At 38.6% G+C, this 19,464-nt stretch carries 20 protein-coding genes and 1 pseudogene; 8 read left to right on the plus strand and 13 right to left on the minus strand.

Translation table 11 applies throughout. The features are described from left to right. Nucleotides 1–111: 111 nt before the first annotated feature. A complete protein-coding gene (locus V7127_RS04040; protein ID WP_335353821.1) occupies nucleotides 112–309 on the plus strand; it encodes a hypothetical protein in 198 nt (65 codons plus the stop codon). Then, nucleotides 309–506: a YwbE family protein gene (locus V7127_RS04045; RefSeq protein WP_335353820.1), complete on the plus strand. Its 198-nt coding sequence runs from the start codon at nucleotides 309–311 to the stop codon at nucleotides 504–506. The genes V7127_RS04040 and V7127_RS04045 overlap by 1 nt, the downstream gene beginning before the upstream one ends. Nucleotides 507–545: 39 nt before the next feature. Here the strand turns inward: V7127_RS04045 and V7127_RS04050 are convergent, their stop codons facing one another. The 3 genes from V7127_RS04050 to V7127_RS04060 are packed head-to-tail and all read right to left on the minus strand — an operon-like array spanning nucleotide 546 to nucleotide 2,676. Beyond that, nucleotides 546–911 (minus strand): VOC family protein, encoded by a 366-nt coding sequence (locus V7127_RS04050; RefSeq protein WP_335483780.1) that lies wholly within the window; start codon nucleotides 909–911, stop codon nucleotides 546–548. Beyond that, nucleotides 911–1,945, minus strand: a complete 1,035-nt coding sequence (locus tag V7127_RS04055; protein ID WP_335483783.1) for an S-adenosylmethionine:tRNA ribosyltransferase-isomerase — start codon at nucleotides 1,943–1,945, stop codon at nucleotides 911–913. Before V7127_RS04055 ends, V7127_RS04050 begins: the two co-directional genes overlap by 1 nt. A gap of 14 nt (nucleotides 1,946–1,959) precedes the next feature. Further along, entirely contained in the window at nucleotides 1,960–2,676 is a 717-nt protein-coding gene (locus tag V7127_RS04060; protein WP_335483786.1) for an SDR family NAD(P)-dependent oxidoreductase, read from the minus strand. Nucleotides 2,677–2,877: 201 nt separating this feature from the next. On the opposite strand from V7127_RS04060, the pseudogene V7127_RS04065 reads away from it, so the two are divergent. Both V7127_RS04065 and V7127_RS04070 read left to right on the plus strand, forming a co-directional pair. Then, a pseudogene (locus V7127_RS04065) lies at nucleotides 2,878–4,091 on the plus strand (translocation protein TolB). A 251-nt stretch (nucleotides 4,092–4,342) separates the two neighbouring features. Next, nucleotides 4,343–4,609 carry a Parvovirus coat protein VP1-like protein gene (locus tag V7127_RS04070; RefSeq protein ID WP_335483789.1) on the plus strand — a complete coding sequence of 89 codons (267 nt, stop codon included), beginning with the start codon at nucleotides 4,343–4,345 and terminating at the stop codon, nucleotides 4,607–4,609. 309 nt (nucleotides 4,610–4,918) lie between these two features. Here the strand turns inward: V7127_RS04070 and V7127_RS04075 are convergent, their stop codons facing one another. The 6 genes from V7127_RS04075 to V7127_RS04100 all read right to left on the minus strand — a co-directional run bounded on the left by V7127_RS04075 (nucleotide 4,919) and on the right by V7127_RS04100 (nucleotide 10,248). Continuing rightward, nucleotides 4,919–5,383: a cupin domain-containing protein gene (locus tag V7127_RS04075; RefSeq protein WP_335353816.1), complete on the minus strand. Its 465-nt coding sequence runs from the start codon at nucleotides 5,381–5,383 to the stop codon at nucleotides 4,919–4,921. A gap of 182 nt (nucleotides 5,384–5,565) precedes the next feature. Continuing rightward, the gene (locus V7127_RS04080) at nucleotides 5,566–6,018 is read right to left on the minus strand and encodes a GNAT family N-acetyltransferase (RefSeq protein ID WP_335344606.1); all 453 of its coding nucleotides are present in this window, start codon (nucleotides 6,016–6,018) and stop codon (nucleotides 5,566–5,568) included. A gap of 60 nt (nucleotides 6,019–6,078) precedes the next feature. Further along, entirely contained in the window at nucleotides 6,079–7,011 is a 933-nt protein-coding gene (locus V7127_RS04085) for an SDR family NAD(P)-dependent oxidoreductase (RefSeq protein WP_335483792.1), read from the minus strand. A 58-nt stretch (nucleotides 7,012–7,069) separates the two neighbouring features. Continuing rightward, nucleotides 7,070–7,648, minus strand: coding sequence for a TetR/AcrR family transcriptional regulator (locus V7127_RS04090; protein ID WP_335483795.1), 579 nt, complete (start codon nucleotides 7,646–7,648; stop codon nucleotides 7,070–7,072). A 191-nt stretch (nucleotides 7,649–7,839) separates the two neighbouring features. Further along, nucleotides 7,840–9,171, minus strand: a complete 1,332-nt coding sequence (locus V7127_RS04095) for an allantoinase (RefSeq protein ID WP_335483798.1) — start codon at nucleotides 9,169–9,171, stop codon at nucleotides 7,840–7,842. 279 nt (nucleotides 9,172–9,450) lie between these two features. Further along, entirely contained in the window at nucleotides 9,451–10,248 is a 798-nt protein-coding gene (locus V7127_RS04100; RefSeq protein ID WP_335483800.1) for a hypothetical protein, read from the minus strand. A gap of 209 nt (nucleotides 10,249–10,457) precedes the next feature. Here V7127_RS04100 and V7127_RS04105 point away from each other — a divergent pair, with 209 nt between their 5' ends. Beyond that, the gene (locus tag V7127_RS04105) at nucleotides 10,458–11,663 is read left to right on the plus strand and encodes a quaternary amine ABC transporter ATP-binding protein (protein ID WP_335483802.1); all 1,206 of its coding nucleotides are present in this window, start codon (nucleotides 10,458–10,460) and stop codon (nucleotides 11,661–11,663) included. Nucleotides 11,664–11,665: 2 nt separating this feature from the next. Then, complete coding sequence (locus tag V7127_RS04110) at nucleotides 11,666–13,387, plus strand: glycine betaine ABC transporter substrate-binding protein (RefSeq protein ID WP_335483805.1); 1,722 nt, start codon at nucleotides 11,666–11,668, stop codon at nucleotides 13,385–13,387. 249 nt (nucleotides 13,388–13,636) lie between these two features. Here V7127_RS04110 and V7127_RS04115 read toward each other — a convergent pair whose 3' ends face one another. From V7127_RS04115 to V7127_RS04125, 3 genes are all read right to left on the minus strand, one after another. Continuing rightward, a complete protein-coding gene (locus V7127_RS04115) occupies nucleotides 13,637–15,763 on the minus strand; it encodes a heavy metal translocating P-type ATPase (RefSeq protein ID WP_335483808.1) in 2,127 nt (708 codons plus the stop codon). After that, nucleotides 15,738–16,133, minus strand: coding sequence for an ArsR/SmtB family transcription factor (locus tag V7127_RS04120; protein WP_335483811.1), 396 nt, complete (start codon nucleotides 16,131–16,133; stop codon nucleotides 15,738–15,740). Before V7127_RS04120 ends, V7127_RS04115 begins: the two co-directional genes overlap by 26 nt. 311 nt (nucleotides 16,134–16,444) lie before the next feature. Next, nucleotides 16,445–17,446 (minus strand): cation diffusion facilitator family transporter, encoded by a 1,002-nt coding sequence (locus V7127_RS04125; protein ID WP_335483814.1) that lies wholly within the window; start codon nucleotides 17,444–17,446, stop codon nucleotides 16,445–16,447. A gap of 181 nt (nucleotides 17,447–17,627) precedes the next feature. Here V7127_RS04125 and V7127_RS04130 point away from each other — a divergent pair, with 181 nt between their 5' ends. Both V7127_RS04130 and V7127_RS04135 read left to right on the plus strand, forming a co-directional pair. Next, nucleotides 17,628–17,963, plus strand: a complete 336-nt coding sequence (locus tag V7127_RS04130; RefSeq protein WP_335483817.1) for a L,D-transpeptidase — start codon at nucleotides 17,628–17,630, stop codon at nucleotides 17,961–17,963. A 51-nt stretch (nucleotides 17,964–18,014) separates the two neighbouring features. Beyond that, nucleotides 18,015–18,545 carry a GNAT family N-acetyltransferase gene (locus tag V7127_RS04135; protein WP_335483820.1) on the plus strand — a complete coding sequence of 177 codons (531 nt, stop codon included), beginning with the start codon at nucleotides 18,015–18,017 and terminating at the stop codon, nucleotides 18,543–18,545. Between the two features lie 134 nt (nucleotides 18,546–18,679). Here the strand turns inward: V7127_RS04135 and V7127_RS04140 are convergent, their stop codons facing one another. Next, nucleotides 18,680–19,219, minus strand: a complete 540-nt coding sequence (locus V7127_RS04140; RefSeq protein ID WP_335483822.1) for a DUF1572 domain-containing protein — start codon at nucleotides 19,217–19,219, stop codon at nucleotides 18,680–18,682. Nucleotides 19,220–19,464 lie beyond the last annotated feature (245 nt).

Raw genomic sequence — 19,464 nt, forward strand, 5'->3', positions numbered from 1 at the left:
GATAAAATTCGAACTTTAATTAAAGTGTAATTGTCTTATTTTTGCTTTCACAAACAACTAAAAATGGATTATACTTGACTAACTACATATTTAAAAAGGAGGAACCTTTCTATGTCTGAAAATCATCAATCCGAAGCACCTAAAAAGAAAATCAGCCTGCAGGAAGCAATGAAACAACAGCTTGAAAAGAAAAAAAATCAGGCTAACGCTTCCGGCAAAGGTGCAACAAATGGAGATTTATCAACGAAAAAGCTGAAGAGCCAGCAATCAAAGAAACCAAGCAATACCCGCAGAAAAATGGGTGTCTAATGGACGGAAAAAATCGGAAAGATGTATTGCCTGGAAAGACTGTCGATATCGTCCTTAAAGCTGATCAAAGAACAGGAAAGCTGACAAGAGGCATCGTAAAGGATCTACTCACAAAATCGAGCACTCACCCCCACGGTATTAAAGTTAGGCTAACGGATGGACAGGTTGGACGTGTCCAAAAGGTACACGTTGAATAAAGAGGTGGAAAAAGCATTCAAGGATGTCCCTGAATGCTTTTATTTATCCCCTTCACCAACTTGAATTAATTCTATTACTTCATCATTAAGACCCTCGTAAAAGACAATATCCCAGCCATTTTTCAGCTTGTAAGGCCCTTCAGCCAAATTAAGTCCCTTTACACTGAGCTTCCAAATCCATTCCTCTACATCCTCCACCTGCCACGATAAATGAATAGAACTTAAAGGTGATGGTTTTTCCTCTGACTCTATTAGTTCGATCCTTATTTCCTCTCTTTTAAGAAAGGCTATTTTCTCACCGGGCAAAGTAAGATATTGTTCGATCTTAAATTCGAAAACACTTTCATAGAATTCAATGGCTTCTTCTAAATTCCGAACTTGAATACCTGCATGATGCCACTTCATTACTGTTTTTCCATCGGCAAAATCAAATTCATATCGCCAAACTCATGCCAAAGGTATCCGTCTGCTAGTGCTTCATTGTAAGCCTTCATCAGAAGTGGCTCTTGAATAAATGCAGTGAGAAGGTCCAAATGACTAGCTTCGGGTTCATGAAAACCGGTTATGAGGCCATCTACAGCTTTTAGCGGGAATCCTTTTTGAATATATAAATTCGTTAGCCCTGCCTGTGCTTCAACATTTCCAGCTTTATTGACAGATGTTTCTAGTGCCCGAACGACAGTTGTACCTACAGCTATGACGCGCCCATTATTTTTTTTCGTTGTGTTTACCAGATCAGCCGTTTCATTTGGCACATTAAATGCTTCAAGATGTTTGCTTGGGTTTGGCCAGCGGTCCTTTCCGTAATAGCTTAAACCCGTATGAAGCTGCAAATAAGCAATATTTACACCCTTTTGCTTCAGATTATTAAGCAGCTTCCAAGTAAAAGCCCTCCCAGCAGAAGGCATTTCCACAGAGCCCGGAACGGAGGCATAAACGGTTTGATACATTTCTAACTGCCAAGGTGTTTCAATATATTCATAGTGAAGCGGCTCTCCAAATTGATAGATTGTATCGTATAGTGCGATTCCACTCTTTGAAAATGCGAGAATAATTAACGGGGCTTCATTTCCCTGCCCAGTAATGGTCGCTGCTAGATCTCCTGGTAAATCAATCTTTTCACCTACCTTCAATATCCCTTCTGTTACAAGTGCCTCCCACTCGAATTCAGATATTTTCCGTGATAAACGAATTTCAATATGTTGCGTTCCCCTTTTCCCTTTTAACACAGCTGGAAGTGTACGGCTATTATTTAAGACAAGCAAATCTCCTTCTTGCAAGTAAGACCCTAGCTCGTAAAAGTGATTATGGAAGCTGTCTCCCGTTTTTGAATCGAGCGCCATTAAACGGACATGATCCCGCGGTATTCCTCTGTATTCAGCCGGCGTATTCGCATTTAAATCTTCATGGACTTGGAATGGACGTGCAGCTAGCATCATAGGAGCGGCCCCCTTTATTTCTCTAAAATTGATTGTGCCTCAAATCTCTTGCCGTTCACTTCTACTGATTCATTTAATGAGAGATAAACAAATGCCTTTGCGACATCATGAGGGTTACCAAGCTCATAATCACAATCAGGAACGGCAATTGCGTGCATCTCTGTATCCATTTCTCCAGGGTCAACCATCCCCATACTCACACCTGTATCCTCTAACTCATCAGCCCAAGTTTGGGTTAATCCTTCCACCGCGAACTTTGAAATCCCATAAGCACCCCATTCAGCAAATCCTGTTTTTCCCGCTTCTGATGTGACATTCAGAATTCTTCCGTTATTTCTAATTAGCATGCCTGGCAATACACGCTTCGTTACAAGAAAAGGATTAACCACATTCATCCGTATCACTTCCGCAAAGTCATGATCCGGATAATCGGCCAGCAGCGTAGGACCCGGTCCAAATACGGATGCATTATTTATTAAAATATCTACCCGTTCGAAAGCTTCTTCTACAATTGAGACGAACCGATTTACATCCCTTACATTCGTAACATCCGCCTCCACTGCAATGATCTCAGCCCCAAGCTCTCTCGCTTCTTGCTCAACCTTGCGCAGCATCCCTTCCCCTCTCGCACAAATCGCAAGCCGTACTCCTTGTTTAGCAAATGCCAATGTCAGTGCTCTTCCAAGACCTTTCGATGCCCCTGTAATCATAACAACCATTTTATTGTTCATCTGAATCTCTCGCTTTCTTTCGTTTTCTTACTTTTATTTTAGAAAAAGAAAGCACTAGTCACATCGGAAGGTTGGAGGAAAGGGGTTTACGCAAATCGTTCGAGAAAGATCTACGACTTTTGGATGAGGAGCATTTTTCCTTTCAGTATTATGGCCATTGTTTTCCCTTGGTAGGACATCCTATGACAAGGAGGGATATTAATGGCAATGAGGATTTTTTTAATAATTCTATTCATTAGTTATCATTTTACAGTGGATGCTTTTGCCGAAGTTCAGCTTAAGGCTGCATTTATACGAGATCATCAGCTATGGGTAAAGGAGGACGATAAAGAAATCCAACTGACAACAGGTCGCTATATAGTCAATCCACAATGGTCCATGGATGGGCGGTTTATAGCCTTTTTGGATGGTGATGAGCAACAAGAAAAAACATATTTGTATATGTATGATTCAAAAAAAAGGAAATCTACCAACCATATGAAACGATTGAAACGGGAAATTTTAAATGGTCGCCTGTATCAAATCAACTAGCTTACAATTCAAGAGGGCTCTTAAATGTGACAAAAACAAAAAATGGACGGCCACAAGGATTTGAGAATGTGTCTCTAGGTGTAAGTGATTTTGCTTGGTTTCCCAATGGAAAAGAGTTTATCGTTTCGTCACAATCTAATTTGCTTCCTACTGGATGGGAACCTATTCATCTTTTTAAAGTGTCAGCTGATGCTAATCTAAACGTAAATAAAATAAAGCCTTTTTATACCATTCAGACAAATGATCAATTATTTGCCATCGACGCTGTATACTTTAAGTGGAGTGCTGATGGGAATTGGGTTAGCTTTCTAGCCATGCCAACTGCGTCATTGTCCAATGACAGCAATACTTTATGCGTCCTTTCATCTAAAGGGGATCACTTTCAAGTGATTGGCAAGATGCTCTGGTATGAAAACTGGATCAAATGGGCCCCCTCAAACAATCAGCTAGCCTTCATTTCCGGGGAAGGAAGATTTCTCGTTGAAAACAAACATACAACCATTGCCGACATTCCTGTCATGACCAAACAAAGGGGATATACCCCGAAAGGATTCGTAGACCTTGATATCGAATGGTTCTCTCCAGATCAAGTCATCGTTGCCCGAGCAAAAGAAAATAAGGAATGGAAAGAGGGACCCGTTCCAACAATGTTTACAGCCCTATATGTCATTAATTTAAAATCAGGTGAACAAAAGCAGATTACTTTTCCAAAGAAAGATGAATTGGATCATGCACCGCAAGTCGTTGGGTCAGCAATTACATGGTATCGCAAGACTGAAAAGGGTCACCAAGGGGATGTATGGGTTAAAGATGGAATGAATGGAATAGAACATTTGTGGTTAAAAAACGTGGATTCTGCTCCGGTATTTTTCAATAAAAAATAGATACTCTTCTTAATAAATTTAGACCTCCCAGTGATGGGAGGTTTTTTGATTTATTTAATGTATTTTCCACTATACAGTTTATGCCAAGTCTTCGTGTATCTCTGGAAAATCCATATAGCACTGTCTGCTCTCTCGAAAAACTCCTCTTTTCCAGCTGCATTCACATATAACAGTTTAAAAGCCTTTCCGTTTAATGCTGAAAATACATACTCTATTGTATCTCAGTGCTTGTCAGGGAAGGAGGAGGATTAATGAGCTATAGACGGTCACCTTTTGGGTTTTGTATACCCGGATATAGGTATTGTGGGCCTGGTTGTTCCGGGCCAGGGTCACCAATTAATGAAGTAGATGCGTGTTGTAAGTTACATGACGAATGTTATTGGAGATATGGCCGAACAAGATGCTGCGACCAGCTATTTCTAAATTGTCTGCGGCCCAAAATCAACTCTCGTAATAATATGGGCAGAGATGCTGCATTAATTTATAGTTTTATGAGGTTGCGTGAAAAATTTCAATAACCCCTTTTCATTTTATATCAAAATTTATTCATTTCTATTTATGAAATGTTAGCTACCTTCTGTACAAGCCTTTAGGTGACTGTTTGGCTACTACGTCCTCACCTAGGGGCTTGCTAAAGAAGCAGTTTGCCCTATTGCCAAAGGATTTGGAAAAACATATTTTATAAGTTTTTTCAAATCCTGTTAATTCACCAATCTCTTTTTTCTGGATTCAATGATTCTTCCCGATGTTTGGTTTCTTACTTTCTTTTGGAATAATAAAAGAGCCGTTCAGAATTTTAGCTAATCTGAACAGCCCATCTTACTCAATTAACCCATTATTCTACTAAAGATTTCATTCCATGTCATTGGGCTATCGCTTTCAATAGGCGGCGTGCCAACCGTGCTCTGGTTTATGGGCATTAGAGGCTCAACAAATGTAGAAACCACATTGGGACTCGAAAAAAAGCCGACCACTTTTAATGTTTCTGAACCAATGTTTCGAATATTATGGGGAACCATGTGAGGAATAAGAGCCATCTCACCTTTCGTTATTTCCCCTTTTTCATGTTCAACAGTGGCTTCCGCTTTTCCCTCTAAAACGAGAATGATTTCTTCCGCACTATCGGTATGAGTACCAAGACTGTCTCCAGGTTTAATTTCAAAGTAAACAACGGAAAGATTTTTTGTTCCTGTACTTTTATAAAGTGGAAATGCCGCCCTTTGTCTTGTCGTTGGATCATTTTCAAACCATCCTTCTAAAAGCTTCAATGAGTTAAGATTTGCTGTAATCATGCCCAACCTCCAGCTCCATATTTTCATTTTATTTTATGAAAAAAGACCTTACTTTCGAACTAGATGTCTCCGACAAAAAATCCGTTTTAAATTAATTGCCATTGTTTATTATTTTAAAAAATAAATAGCCACCACATATGGCAGCTAATTCTAGTTTGGTTCTATAAGTTTTTCTATTTCATCTACAAATTCTGAGATAACCGAACCATATCCCTGCAAAGTATTCCGTTCTCAATAATTTCTTCTGGATAATTCCTAGTAAAAAAGTCTAGATCAATACCGGTCATTCTAAAACCACATTTTTGATAGAGAGCTAATTGTCCAATACTGGAATTTCCAGTACCCACTTCCATTGTTTTGTATCCAGATAATTTAGCTGTCTTTATTGCATGCATGATAAGTTGTTTCCCGATACCGCGGCCATGGCGGGTTTCGATTACTGCAATATTCACCAGCTCCACCGTTTCAGGTCTTGTCGGAAGAAGTACATACACCCCAACAATTTGATCATCCATTTCAGCCACAAAGCATTCTCCTCTTTGTGTATATTCCTCAACTAATTTCAAAGAAGGATCAGCCAATAGCAATAAATCGATCGGTGGTTTTTCATTTATATTTAGTTTACGGATATGCATATATGCTCTCTCCCAGGACTGTTTTTCCACTATTTTACCATATTAAACTAATACATCTCTTTAATTTTCCTTCATCCAAGAAATTGTTTCTTGAATTCCTTGTCTATATGAAGTACTCGGCCATAAATTTATCTCTTTTTGATACTTTTCTCCACTAAGCAAGACTGGATTTTCCGTCAAATACATCATTTCCACCATTTCCTTCATAAAGGGTGAAAAAATTCCTAAGAAACGGATCATGCTTTTCGATACAGTTCTGACTTTTTTCTCGTATCCCGTTATTTCTTGTATAATCGCCATTAACTCATCACCTGTAATAGGATGTGTAGATGGAATGTTCCAATTTTGATTATATGCTCCTTGGCGGAGTGCCAATTCAACCATTGCTATTGCACCATCTTTAGTAAAAAGGAATTCCCTAGCTGCTTTCGTACTCCCAACAAAATTGGCTTTTTTATTTAGTACTGCGTTCTTGAGGGTTTCGTGAAGAATGGTGTTTTCAGCATTGGGTCCGTATAAATCAGGCATATGGACAATTAAGGTTGGCACACCGCTTTCTTTTAACCTGTTTTCCATTTGTAGTCTGAGTTTTCCTTTTTTAGTATGAGGTTCTTTTTTTGCATCTTCTGTCACCAATTGATTAATTTGCCTACCATAAGCATATATATTGTCGACAAAAGCCATTTTTGCTCCTTTTATTTTTGCCACTTCTAACATAATATCAATACATTTGAGGTGCTTCTCAACCCATTCTTGATAAGGAAAACTTACAGAATGAAAAATGACATCTACTCCATCTGCTGCTTCCATCAAATCATCTTGATTTAATGCGTCCCCTGAAAAGATGATTACATTTGACTGGCCTTTGTAAAGTCGTTCAAGCTTTTCTTTTCCTCTGGAAAAGGCAACGACATCAATACCTCTAGAAACTAATTCACAAACTAATGCATATCCCATACCACCCGATGCACCTGCCACTAATGCTTTTTTCATTCTCATCTTCCTCCTTTTATTAACCACCGGTCAACAAAGTTAAAAAATTTACTCTAAATCAGTTCTGTTGATTTAGAGCTTTAAAAATAAATTTGACATGTAAATGAGCAGCTTCTTTCGCTTCCTCAAATCCACTAACATGACCCCGATAATGAGAAACAAAGCCGTGAAGAGCTATAAACGAAGAGTAAATATCACTAATTAATAACTTATTCGTAGCTAAAGATTGAACGGCCTGAGCAAATTTTCCATAGCTAAGATTCGCAGCTTCTTGAGATAAAGCATTTACCTCCGTATTTCTTATCATAAACATCATTTCATACTGACTTTGATGATTTAAGCCAAATTCAATAAAGCCGATCAGAATTTTTTGGAGTTTAATATGAGAATCTTCAGGAGCCTCAACAATTTCTTCGATAAGCCTGTTCAAATTCATAAAATATTCTTCTATAATGGCATAAAATAATTCAGCTTTATTTTTAAAATAATAATAAAGAGCTCCGTGACTGCAATCAAGTTGTTTAGCAATACTTCTCATGGATACTTGATGATAGTCTTTTTCAATAAATTGAGTTCTTGCTACATTTAGAATCATTTCTTGAGTAAGTTCTTGAGAAGATGATTTACGGGGTGACATAGATCCTCCTTTAATTGACCACTGGTTAATTGATATTATAGTTTACCCAAAATCGAATTACAAGGGGTAATCGCAATATCTATTTACTATTGTTAAATTAAACATTATGGCTTACTCCTCCCATAAAATAAATGAAGGGCTAAGATAAAATAAATAACCCCGTTCCAATAAGGGGACGGGGTTATTTTCTTTTATTTCTCCATCACTTCCCCATTTTCAAATACTACTTTCCCACCGACAATCGTTGTTGTGACTTTTCCTTTAAAGGTCATGCCAACGTATGGTGAATGCTGATGACGATAGAATAAATCTTCCTTCTTCAGTTCAAAACTTTCGTCTAAATTCACAAGTGTCAAATCAGCATCGTAATCGGCGGCAATCGTTCCTTTATTTGAAAGTCCGAATACTTTCGCGGGATTTGTTGAAGTTAACTCAACTATTTTTTCTAAAGGAAGTTTTCTTTTAAAATGCCCTTCGGTTAACAAAATATTTAACGTAGATTGCGCTCCTGAGATACCGCCCCATCCTTCAAAAATATTGCCTGTACTTTCCTTCATGGATGCTGGTGCTGGTGAATGGTCGGAACCGATGACATCAATTTCACCAATTGCAACAGCAGCCCAGAGATTTTCTACCTCATCCTCATCTCTTAATGGCGGAGCACACTTCGCTAATACACCTTTTTCTTCTAAATCTTTTACTGTCAGCGATAAATAATGTGGACATGTTTCCACTGTGACATCTAAGCCGCTTTCCTTTGCTTCATTAATAAGCTTCACAACTCTGCGGCTGCTGGCATGAACAATATGCAGCTTACATCCCGTTAGCTCTGCATAAGAAAGGACTCTTCTTACTGCTTCTACTTCAGAAATAATCGGACGGGATTCCACAAAATCTCTTGCCGATACTTTCCCTTTACTTATTTTTTCTTTCGCAAGCTGATCGCACATTACCGTACTTTCCGCATGAACGGCTAAAAGCGAGCCAAGAGAGGCAATCTCCTTCATTCCCTTATATATTGATTCATCATCCACATTATTAAAATCATCAATCCCGCTTGGGGACATGAATGCCTTAAAGCCGATCACGCCATTTTCATGTAAACCTCTTAAATCCTCTATATTTTCTGGGACTAGCCCGCCCCAAAAACGCGGATTAACAACGGACTTTTCAGCGGCAAGGGAACTTTTTATCTCAAAGTTTTCTTTATTAATGGTTGGTGGAGTGCTATTCAATGGCATATCAAAAAAGGTTGTCACCCCGCCGGCAGCTAAGCTTCTGCTTCCTGTCTCCAGTCCTTCCCATTCCGTTCTTCCAGGTTCATTAAAATGGACATGTGTATCAATTAGCCCAGGGAGAATATGAAGTCCTTCTGCATTTATTTCTTTATCTGCTGTCCCCTCAAACGTTTTGCCCGCCGAAACCTCTATGATTTTTCCATCTTTAATGGCAATATCTCCTTTAATAATCGAATCCGCAGTCACGATTTGCCCATTTTTAATAATTAAATCGTAATTCGTCATTTGTCCATTCCTCCATTTGTTATTTTCTTTCAACCTTCCCATAGCTTTTGTAATTAGGGGAAAAATAAAACGAAATAAATCCCCCACAAAAGTGAGGGATCTTCTATTTACGCTACTAATTATGACTTTCCTAAAAGGGACATGAGGCAAAAGATTATCTGGAACCAATTCAAGGAATATCAATGATTTCATCAAAGATAATCCAGTTATATTACAGGATGACGGTGCTAAACGCGGCAAAAAAGAAGAGTTTTTAGAGGAATGATAAATGGATGCTTATTAAATTTTAAATTTTGTTATGAAATAAAATTCACTTTCAAATTTTTCTAGAAGTTCTTGGAAAGAGGAATTTATTAATAATGGAAATAGATTTTCAAGTGCTTCATTGTAATTTTGCCCTAAAGCTTCACGCATCATAATAAATTTATGAAAGAGCAGTGCTTTTTCAAAATCAATACCAAGTTCGTACAAGCCTCTGTACAATTCTTCTTTCGGAATTTGTTTAATTTTATTATAGACTTTTTCATTTTTTTCAATAAATTTCCCCTCTAAATAATGGGTAACATAATCTGTATATACCATTTGACCAATTTCATTTGCTTCTTCTTTTGTATAATTAAATCCAATTACACGATCAACCTTATTTTCACGGATAATAAAAGTTTTATTCCCTTGTAAATGTGTAATAAAACTCTTTACGCTCTTATCAAAAATTTTATTAAATTGAATGATTTGATGCAGTTTAACTGCAAAGTTTGTATGCTCTTCACCAACAACAAATAATCGATCCACAATAGGCAATAGCTTTAAAACCCCTTCGGAAAGTTGACTAGAAGCATCGTAAATAATAATATCGTATTCCTTCTTCATCCTTTTCACTTTTCGCTTTTGCTCTGTTAATAATAATTTGGAGAATTCGTGGATAAACCCATTGGAATTCTCTTCTTTTTCTAAAGCCCCATAGGAAATAAATGCTGCAGATAAAGGCGTATTCATTTTAAGCCACTGATAAATCGATAAAGACAATTCCGTTACACCTGATTTTGCTTTTGGCGAATAGAAGCCAACTAAATACATTATTTAGCTCACCAGCCTTTTATTAAAATAATATTCGAAAAGGAAATGAATGTTTGGGACAAACTCCCACTAAAAATAAATTCACTCCAAAAATTTCCCGCCTACAGAGCTTCAGCCGCCAATGCCCCTGCACAAAACCAACATATTAAGTTAATTAATCGGTAAAACTACATATGATGTTTGGCAACTTGGAAAATGAGGTGTTTAGATTGAAGCCTATTGTAGAAGTTAAAAATGTTTCGAAGATTTTTGGCAAATCGCCTAAAGCTGCCATTGATTTATTAAAGCAAGGAAAAACGAAAAAGGAAATTTTGAAAGCAACTGGGCAAACAGTTGGTGTGAATAAGGTCCATTTCGAAATCTTTCCCGGTGAAATATTTGTCATCATGGGGTTATCTGGAAGCGGGAAATCAACCTTAATCCGTATGTTTAATAGGCTAATTGACCCTACAATCGGGGAAATTCTGATTGAAAATGAAGATATCGTAAAGATGAATGCCGCAAGACTCCGAGAAGTTAGACAAAAGAAGATTAGTATGGTCTTTCAAAAGTTTGCTTTATTTCCGCATAAAACCATTTTAGAAAACACGGAATTTGGGCTCGAAATTAAGAATGTTCCCCCAGAAGAACGCCGAGAAAAAGCAATGAAAGCTCTAGAGGTCGTTGGTTTAAAAGGCTACGAAGACCAGCTCCCATCCCAACTAAGCGGCGGAATGCAGCAAAGGGTCGGGCTTGCGCGGGCTCTCGCAAGCGATACGAAAATATTATTAATGGATGAGGCGTTCAGTGCCTTAGATCCACTCATTCGTAAAGACATGCAGGATGAATTACTCGAAATCCAGGAACTGTACAAGAAAACGATTATTTTTATCACGCATGACTTAGATGAAGCACTCCGAATTGGGGACAGAATTGCTTTAATGAAAGACGGCAGTGTCATTCAATTAGGAACCCCTGAACAAATAATGATGAATCCAGCCAATGAATTTGTTGAGAAATTCGTGGAGGATGTCGATTTATCGAAAGTATTAACGGCATCCCATGTAATGAAACGGCCAGAAAAAATTAGTCCAGACCGCGGTCCGAGGGTGGCTCTGGAAATTATGCGAAAGCAAGGATATTCCAGCATATTTGTCGTTGATCGAAAAAATAAGTTATTGGGTGTGTTAATGGCTGAACAAGCTCGCCAGGCAATCGACCAAAACCAATCCATTTCCGAAGCGATGGCAACCGACCTTCCTACCGTTACAGAAGATGCATTGCTTGCCGATTTTATGGATGATATAGCAACATCCAGTCTGCCATTAGCGGTTATTGATGAAGAAAGAAGATTGAAAGGAATCGTTATTCGTGGTGCCGTAATTGGTGCTCTTGCAGGGAATAAAGATTCTTTGAACGATTTGGAGAGTGATTGAGCATGCCAAAAATCCCATTAGGACAATGGATCGATACGCTCGTTAATTGGATAACCGTCACATTTGCTGGATTATTTTCATTCATAACAAGTGCGGTCGAGGGGCTTTTAAATATTTTAGTGGATGTATTAAGTGCAGGTCCTCCTATCGTATTAATTATCATTTTAGCCCTTTTAGTTACTTATACGAGCAGATGGCCATTAGGAATTTTTACGCTGATTAGCTTACTGTTGATTAATAATCTTGGATATTGGGATTCAAGTATTCAAACACTGGCCATCGTTGTTTTGTCAGGCTTGCTCACAATTGTCATTGGGATACCACTAGGCATTTGGTGTGCTCGGAGTAAAACAGCACAAAGCATTATTACGCCCATTTTAGACTTCATGCAAACAATGCCGGCTTTTGTTTATTTAATTCCATCTATTTTATTTTTCGGAATTGGAGTTGTGCCGGGAATTATTGCTTCCTTTATTTTTGCGATTGCTCCGACCATCCGTATGACCAATCTTGGGATACAGGAAGTGCCAGAAGATTTAATTGAAGCTTCAGATGCTTTCGGTTCTACACCTAGCCAAAAATTGTTCAAAGTCCAATTACCCTTAGCCACTCCAACGATTATGGCGGGAGTAAACCAGAGTATCATGCTTGCCCTATCCATGGTTGTGACGGCTTCATTAGTTGGAGCGCCGGGACTTGGAGCGGACGTTTATCGAGCGGTAAGCCAAATAAATGTGGGACAAGGCTTTGAAGCCGGATTATCCATCGTGATTATTGCCATTATTCTCGACCGGATCTCGCAAAACCTTCGCAAGCCGGCGTATGAAAATATTATTAGCAAAAAGGTGATTTTATCCATTTTAGCGATCCTACTAGTAGGAACTGCACTCGTATTATCGTTTACAAAAAGTACTGCTGAAGATGAAAATGCGAGTGGAATCGGGGCTCAAACCAATTATAAAATTATCGGGATTGAGCCTGGAGCTGGAATAATGGCAACGTCCCACCATATGTTAGAGGAGTACGGATTAGAAAAATGGCAGCTAGTTGAAGGCTCATCAGCCGCAATGGTTGCCGTATTAAAGAAAGCCATTGATAAGAAGGAACCCATCATTGTCACGGGATGGTCTCCACATTGGATGTTCTCATCATTTGATTTAAAGTATCTCGAAGATCCAAAAGGTGCCTTTGGCAAAGCTGAAAATATTAATACAATCGTTAGAAAAGGTCTTGAACAAGATGCCCCTGGTGCTTATAAAATCCTCGATCAATTCTTTTGGGAAACGAGTGATATGGAAAACGTGATGGTCGAAATTGAAAAAGGCGCAGATCCAGCCGATGCTGCTGAAAAATGGATTGCTGCCAATCCAGACAAAGTAGCCAAGTGGACAAACGGTGCCCAAGCAGGGAATAGGGAAAAAATCAAACTTGTTTATGTAGCGTGGGATACTGAAATAGCGAGCACAAATGTCATTGCGAAGGCGCTAGAGATGAATGGCTACGATGTAACGCTAAGTCAGGTTGAAGTCGGCCCGATGTTTGCAGGTATCGCAAACGGCAGTGCCGACGCCATGGTCGCTGCCTGGCTGCCAACAACTCATCTCGAATATTACAATACGTATAAGAAGGATATTGTTGACCTTGGTCCGAACCTAAAAGGGACAAAACTTGGATTAGTTGTCCCAGATTATGTTGAGATTAATTCGATTGAGGATTTGAAATAAGGTATAGCGCCGATGATAAGAATTTGACCCAATAGGTTTATGTTGAAAATGTACCTTGGATAAACGAATAGTCATATTATTAACCTTACGAGTATTCTTTTGATTATTTGGGTAAATGAACAACACTTTCATTAACCGCGTAGCTGCGCTTTTGGTTTTTTCGGTAAAAGAATCACACTTTCATAAAAAATTGAACATGAATAGAGGCTATCCAATTGGATAGCCCCTTTCATTAATTCAATTTCACGGTTACTCCTTTACCCTCAATAACCGCAATGAATTTAACACGACAATGAGTGTCGCCCCCATGTCCGCAAAGATCGCCATCCATAACGTCAACCAGCCTGGAACTATTAAAATTAACGCTAATAATTTGAGTCCTAGGGCGAACGAAATATTTTCCTTAATAATCCTTAAGGCTCTGCGGCTTAGCTGGATAGTGTATGGCAGTTTATTTAAATCATCGGCCATTAAAGCAATATCAGCAGTTTCGATTGCTGTATCGGTCCCTGCCCCGCCCATGGCGATCCCAATCGTGGCTGTTGCTAAGGCTGGTGCATCATTGACTCCATCTCCGACCATAGCCACTTTCCCGTATTGTTCTTTTAAAGATTTAATCGTTTCTAATTTATCTTGAGGCAATAGATCGGCTTTTACATCATTTACCCCAACTTGCCTAGCTATTGCATGACCTGTTGCTTGATTATCCCCCGTCAGCATAATTGTTTTTTGTATGCCGATATTATACAATTTTCGAATGACTTCAGCGCTGCTGTCCCTCACCTGATCGGCAACAGCTATTAGTCCAATAAGCTCTTCTTTTGTACCCACTAACATGACTGTTTTTCCATGAATTTGCAACGCTTTTACTTCATTTTCAACGGCAGCTGGAAGATGATTCATCTCGGCAAAAAGCTTAGGACTTCCAATATAATAGACAACATCCTGAACTCGAGCTTTTGCCCCTTTACCCGTAATGGATTGGAAATCTTCAGCAGTAAAATCATTTGGGGAAACCCCATTTTCTTCAGCTTTTCGAATGATCGCGGATGCTAAAGGATGCTGTGAAAATTTCTCAATAGCCATGGCGATTCCCAATAAATCTTTTACGCAATGTCCTTCTAATGCTTTCATATCAGTCACTTCTGGTGTTCCTTTTGTTAATGTGCCGGTTTTATCAAAGGCAATTACTTTTAAACGTCCCGCTTCTTCTAAGTGAATGCCGCCTTTAATTAATACACCTTTTTTCGCTGCGTTCCCAATGGCTGTGACAATTGCAACTGGAGTAGAAATAACTAAAGCACACGGGCAGCCGACAACTAATACAGCAAGGCCTCGGTAAATCCATTCGGACCAATCTCCAGCCATGAGTAATGGAGGAACAATCGCGATTAAAAAAGCGATAATCATAATGGCGGGAGTATAGTATTTCGCAAATTTATCAATAAATGCTTGCGAAGGAGCGCGCTCTGCCTGCGCCTCTTCCACTAAGTGGATAATTTTCGCAATCGTTGTATCTTCCACCCGTTTCGTGACTTTTACTTCTAATGAACCTTCTTCATTTAATGTGCCGGCAAATACTTCATCACCAGGAATTTTTAAAACAGGGATGGATTCGCCCGTGATGGCTGCTTGATTGATAGAAGATTGCCCTTTTACGACTTCCCCATCCATTGCCAGCTTTTCCCCGGGCTTAATGATTAAAATATCGCCTAATTCGATATCTACAACATCTAATTCCATTTCTTGATTTCCGCGCCTCACTAAAGCGGTTTTTGGAGCAATATCCATTAAAGAGCGAATCGATTCTCGTGCTTTATCCATGGAGTAGCTTTCTAAAGCCTCGCTCAAGGCGAATAAGAAAACCACAACTGCCCCTTCACTCCACTCTCCAATAATGGCCGCACCAATGATCGCGATTGTCATCAGAGTTTTTATATCAAATTGCAGCTTTGTAAGGTTTTTTAACCCGACCTTAAAAAGATCAAACCCGCCAAGTATAATCGATAAAGCAAAAGTGAAGATTGTAGCTATGTGGCTCTCTCCCAATGTATACATTGACGCATATCCTAATATTAGGAAGGAGAGTGAAGCCATCGTATTTTTATTTTCGACCTTCTTCCAAAATGACACCTTTTCTTCTTTTCCTCTTTGGTTCTCAGGAAGTACCTTAATTCCATCGAATGCGCCGGCTTCCTCTAGCTGTTCAATCGTTGCTTCCCCGATGATTGTTAATTTGGATGCACCGAAATTTAATTGAACATCATTCACCGTATCAATTTCACGAATGTTTTTTTCAAATTTTGCTGCACAATTGGCGCAGGAAAGTCCTTGTAACCTGTATATTTCTTTATTGTTCTCCAGCGCTTCCCCCATTGCTTACACCCTCTTTAGAATGAATTAATGCGATCGATACTAATTGATGTACATGATCATCCGCTAAGGAATAAAAAACAAGCTTTCCTTCCTTTCGATGCTTCGCTAACCCCAAATCACGCAATAATCGTAAATGATGGCTAGCTGTAGCCGTTGAAGATCCAATAATATTTGCTACGTCACAAACACATAATTCTTTCTCTATTGTTAGCGCATAGGCAATTTTAATTCGGGTGGCATCAGACAAGGCTTTAAATAATAATTCTACTCCATTCACTTCGTCCACTCTCTGTTGGATCCGATTGACCTTTTCTTCATCAAAGCAAAATGTTTCACAGGAGTCATGTGCAGTTATATTTTTTTGACTCATTCATCCACCTCATTCAAATGAGCATTTGATTATTTACATATTAGTTTATGCTGTTCATCAATAAACTGTCAAAAGATATATTCAAATATTCTTTTTAATAAGGAGAAAAGTTGCAACCAATGGAACTCCATATGACATTGAGCTTAGAAGATCACAAGAAATCATTAGCCCGCTTTATTTTTGAGTAGACCTGCTGGAGAAAATAGCTGGATTTTTTTTGACCAAACAAATAGGGCTGTCGGAAATGATTCGACAGCCTTTTTATTATTGAAACTTTAAGCACCTGCAGTGTTAATAAAGAATATACTTGGTCATGTCAGTCCCTTCAAATTATCAGTGGACCAACTTTTTATATCGTCATCCTCAATAATTCCGAGGGTCACATCGGTAATATCTGGATCATCCATGATCTTATCCTGTACCCTGAACTTTATATCATCAGCAATTGAGAGGGAGAGGCCTTTTCTTAATTCGATGAGTCCCTCGACATGATAGTACCTTCCCTCTTGTAAAATTCGAAGTTTTCTTATATCAGCAACTTCCTTATCACTAAAGATAGCATTTTGAACTCTTTCCACAATTTCCTGTGGGGCGGCTACTCCTATGAGACCGACCATATTATCAAATCCTACCCTAAAAGCAACTCCGACCATCAGTACACCGATCAGAATAGTGGCTATTCCATCTAATGCATTAAAGTTTGTTAAAGAGGTAACAACGATAGCAATAAGAGCTAATAATGCACCTAAACACGCAACAATGTCCTCGTAAAAAACTAAGCGGGTAGGTGGGGCTGCTCTGCCGACATTTTTCAATGCTCCTGATACAATCCCAAATCCATTTATATTTTCAACTCTCGCTTCTTTTAATATCTCTTTCATCGCTTTAACTAGAATAGCACCGTCTATCGCAAGGTTAATGATTAAAACAATGACGCTCAGCCAAAATCCACCTGTTTTGCTTACGGGGTGTTGAAGTAAATGCCAGCCTTCTTTTATTGTTTCATAAGCCATTATAGTCACAACAATAACGGCGATCATACAGAAAATATTGATCACCCTGCCAAAACCAGCAGGAAACCTGCGTGTCGGTTTTTTTTCTGAAAGTACACTGCCGACAAAAACAAACCCTTGATTTACTGCATCAGCGAAGGAATGCATTGTAGAAGCAAACATAGCCCCATTTCCACTTAAGACATAGGCAATTCCTTTGGCCACTGCTATTACTGTATTACCTATAGCTGCTACTGCAGAGGATTTATTTCCCTTCTTGATAAGCGATAATAAATTATCTTGTTTTGCTTCATTTGCCACATTATCTCCTCCAAGAGCCTTTTCTTAATATTGTTCTTAAAAAAGTGGACATTATTCCATCACCATTTTCATGCTTAATGGTTTTAGTGTTTGTAAACTATTTCCTTTTTACTCCTGCAAACCGTCATTAACAAAAGCCTAAGCTGCCTCATACAATAGTCAAAAAACGGAGTTGATCTACATGGTGCGATGGATCGATGTTTCTACATCAAAGCATCAATTAAAATTGTTTGATGGAAACAGATTAATAAAGACATACCCTATTGCTGTTGGAAAAATATTGACACCTACACCTTCTGGGACTTACAAGATTATTAATAAACAACCTAATCCCGGCGGACCATTTGGAGTGCTTTGGATGGGATTGTCAGCACCTCATTATGGGATACACGGTACAAATAACCCCGCTTCGATTGGAAAAAATGTCTCACACGGATGTATTCGCATGTTCAATCATGATGTTCTAGACCTATCATCCAGAGTTCGGGTTGGGACTAGCGTTTATATTCATAAATGAGTTACTTTTGTTTATAATGGGAGGATAAACCTTAGTTGATGGAGATTGCCGATGAAAATCTTAATTGAAAAATTAACCGAAGCAGATTTTGAAAGATTATTGACATTTGAGGCGGAGAACAGAGCTTTTTTCGAAACCATGGTTCCAAGCCGCGGAGATGATTACTATGAATATGATACCTTTAAATTGAAGAATGAAGCCTTGCTAGAAGAACAAGATCTGGGGGTATCTCATTTTTATTTAATTAAAGATGAAAACGGCTCTATTCTAGGAAGAATCAATTTAGTCGATATTGACCCAGTTGAAAGTGTTGGATCTGTTGGTTATAGAATTGGAGAGGCACACACAGGGAAAGGCATTGCTAATCATGCGCTCAAAATGCTGCTAGAGGCAGCTCCCGAACTAGGAGTAAAGTGCATTAAAGCCATGACCACGACATATAATGCAGCTTCCCAAAAGGTTTTGGAAAAGAACGGATTTATTCATAGAGCGGCAAGTGAGGAAGAAGTTAATATGAATGAGGAGAATGAATTTATTTATTATATTTGGAGCAAAGAAGATTCGATTTTGTTGGCCGATTAGAAATCAAGCGTGACAGTATGTAAAAGAAGAGGTTATCCAAAAAGGGCAACTTCATTTTAGCTTTGGGAATCAAAGGGCTAATAAATGAAATTGTACTCCCCATTTAGTTCCACCTAATTCCCAAAGTATTTTTTCTATTTATCTTGATGTTTTTCAAGCATTTGTTGTAAATATTCTTCCGATTTTCCTTTTGGAATACTAAGACTCTCCCATTCTTCACCTTTAACTTGTTTAGCAATATAAACGATTTGACCCACATGATATGCATAATGAGCCATTTGCCTTTCAATAGCTTCTAAAACCAAATGACCTTCTCCACGAATATAGATAATTTTTAATAAGTCTTGTTCACTTAAACCAGTTAATGCATCAATTAGGGTTTTCCAACCTTTTTCCCAAACCATTGTTAGCTCTGATTTTGAAGATATATCATCTATGAATTCTTCATCACGATTTCTATATTCCTTTTCCCCATCTGAAGTTAAAAAGTCAGTCCACCTTGAAACCATATTTCCACTCATGTGCTTTATAATTATGGCAACACTATTTGACTCGTTATTCAATGTCCAATATATTTCTTCCTCAGATAATTGATTTATCGTGTTATCTCCAAGGCTTTTTACACTTTTAAATCGTTCTATAACAACCTTCAAATATTCGCTTCCAATATTCATGATCATCCCCCATAGAATACTTAAATTTTTTCATGGTCCCTTTTTCAAGTCATCAAAGTGAGAGTCTTGTTACCGTAACAGCTATTTTCCTTGGCTAAAGGGCAGCAGAATGGCGGGCCGGTTACCGTGACGGTCCTTTTCCTTGGCTGACGGGCAGCAGAAGGGAGAGCTGGTTACCGCGGCAGCTCTTTTCCTTGGCTAAAGGGCAGCAGAAGGGTGAGCTGGTTACCGTGACAGCTATTTTC

The sequence above is a fragment of the Bacillus sp. JJ1773 genome (genome assembly GCF_036962035.1).
Classification (GTDB): Bacteria; Bacillota; Bacilli; order Bacillales; family Cytobacillaceae; genus Cytobacillus.

What these genes read in the sequence shown, in the direction of transcription:
- V7127_RS04040 (WP_335353821.1), top strand. Translation starts at nt 112, where the DNA reads ATGTCTGAAAATCATCAATCCGAAGCACCTAAAAAGAAAATCAGCCTG.
- V7127_RS04045 (WP_335353820.1), top strand. Translation starts at nt 309, where the DNA reads ATGGACGGAAAAAATCGGAAAGATGTATTGCCTGGAAAGACTGTCGAT.
- V7127_RS04050 (WP_335483780.1), bottom strand. Translation starts at nt 911, where the DNA reads ATGAAGTGGCATCATGCAGGTATTCAAGTTCGGAATTTAGAAGAAGCC.
- V7127_RS04055 (WP_335483783.1), bottom strand. Translation starts at nt 1,945, where the DNA reads ATGATGCTAGCTGCACGTCCATTCCAAGTCCATGAAGATTTAAATGCG.
- V7127_RS04060 (WP_335483786.1), bottom strand. Translation starts at nt 2,676, where the DNA reads ATGAACAATAAAATGGTTGTTATGATTACAGGGGCATCGAAAGGTCTT.
- V7127_RS04070 (WP_335483789.1), top strand. Translation starts at nt 4,343, where the DNA reads ATGAGCTATAGACGGTCACCTTTTGGGTTTTGTATACCCGGATATAGG.
- V7127_RS04075 (WP_335353816.1), bottom strand. Translation starts at nt 5,383, where the DNA reads ATGATTACAGCAAATCTTAACTCATTGAAGCTTTTAGAAGGATGGTTT.
- V7127_RS04080 (WP_335344606.1), bottom strand. Translation starts at nt 6,018, where the DNA reads ATGCATATCCGTAAACTAAATATAAATGAAAAACCACCGATCGATTTA.
- V7127_RS04085 (WP_335483792.1), bottom strand. Translation starts at nt 7,011, where the DNA reads ATGAAAAAAGCATTAGTGGCAGGTGCATCGGGTGGTATGGGATATGCA.
- V7127_RS04090 (WP_335483795.1), bottom strand. Translation starts at nt 7,648, where the DNA reads ATGTCACCCCGTAAATCATCTTCTCAAGAACTTACTCAAGAAATGATT.
- V7127_RS04095 (WP_335483798.1), bottom strand. Translation starts at nt 9,171, where the DNA reads ATGACGAATTACGATTTAATTATTAAAAATGGGCAAATCGTGACTGCG.
- V7127_RS04100 (WP_335483800.1), bottom strand. Translation starts at nt 10,248, where the DNA reads ATGTATTTAGTTGGCTTCTATTCGCCAAAAGCAAAATCAGGTGTAACG.
- V7127_RS04110 (WP_335483805.1), top strand. Translation starts at nt 11,666, where the DNA reads ATGCCAAAAATCCCATTAGGACAATGGATCGATACGCTCGTTAATTGG.
- V7127_RS04115 (WP_335483808.1), bottom strand. Translation starts at nt 15,763, where the DNA reads ATGGGGGAAGCGCTGGAGAACAATAAAGAAATATACAGGTTACAAGGA.
- V7127_RS04120 (WP_335483811.1), bottom strand. Translation starts at nt 16,133, where the DNA reads ATGAGTCAAAAAAATATAACTGCACATGACTCCTGTGAAACATTTTGC.
- V7127_RS04130 (WP_335483817.1), top strand. Translation starts at nt 17,628, where the DNA reads ATGGTGCGATGGATCGATGTTTCTACATCAAAGCATCAATTAAAATTG.
- V7127_RS04135 (WP_335483820.1), top strand. Translation starts at nt 18,015, where the DNA reads ATGAAAATCTTAATTGAAAAATTAACCGAAGCAGATTTTGAAAGATTA.
- V7127_RS04140 (WP_335483822.1), bottom strand. Translation starts at nt 19,219, where the DNA reads ATGAATATTGGAAGCGAATATTTGAAGGTTGTTATAGAACGATTTAAA.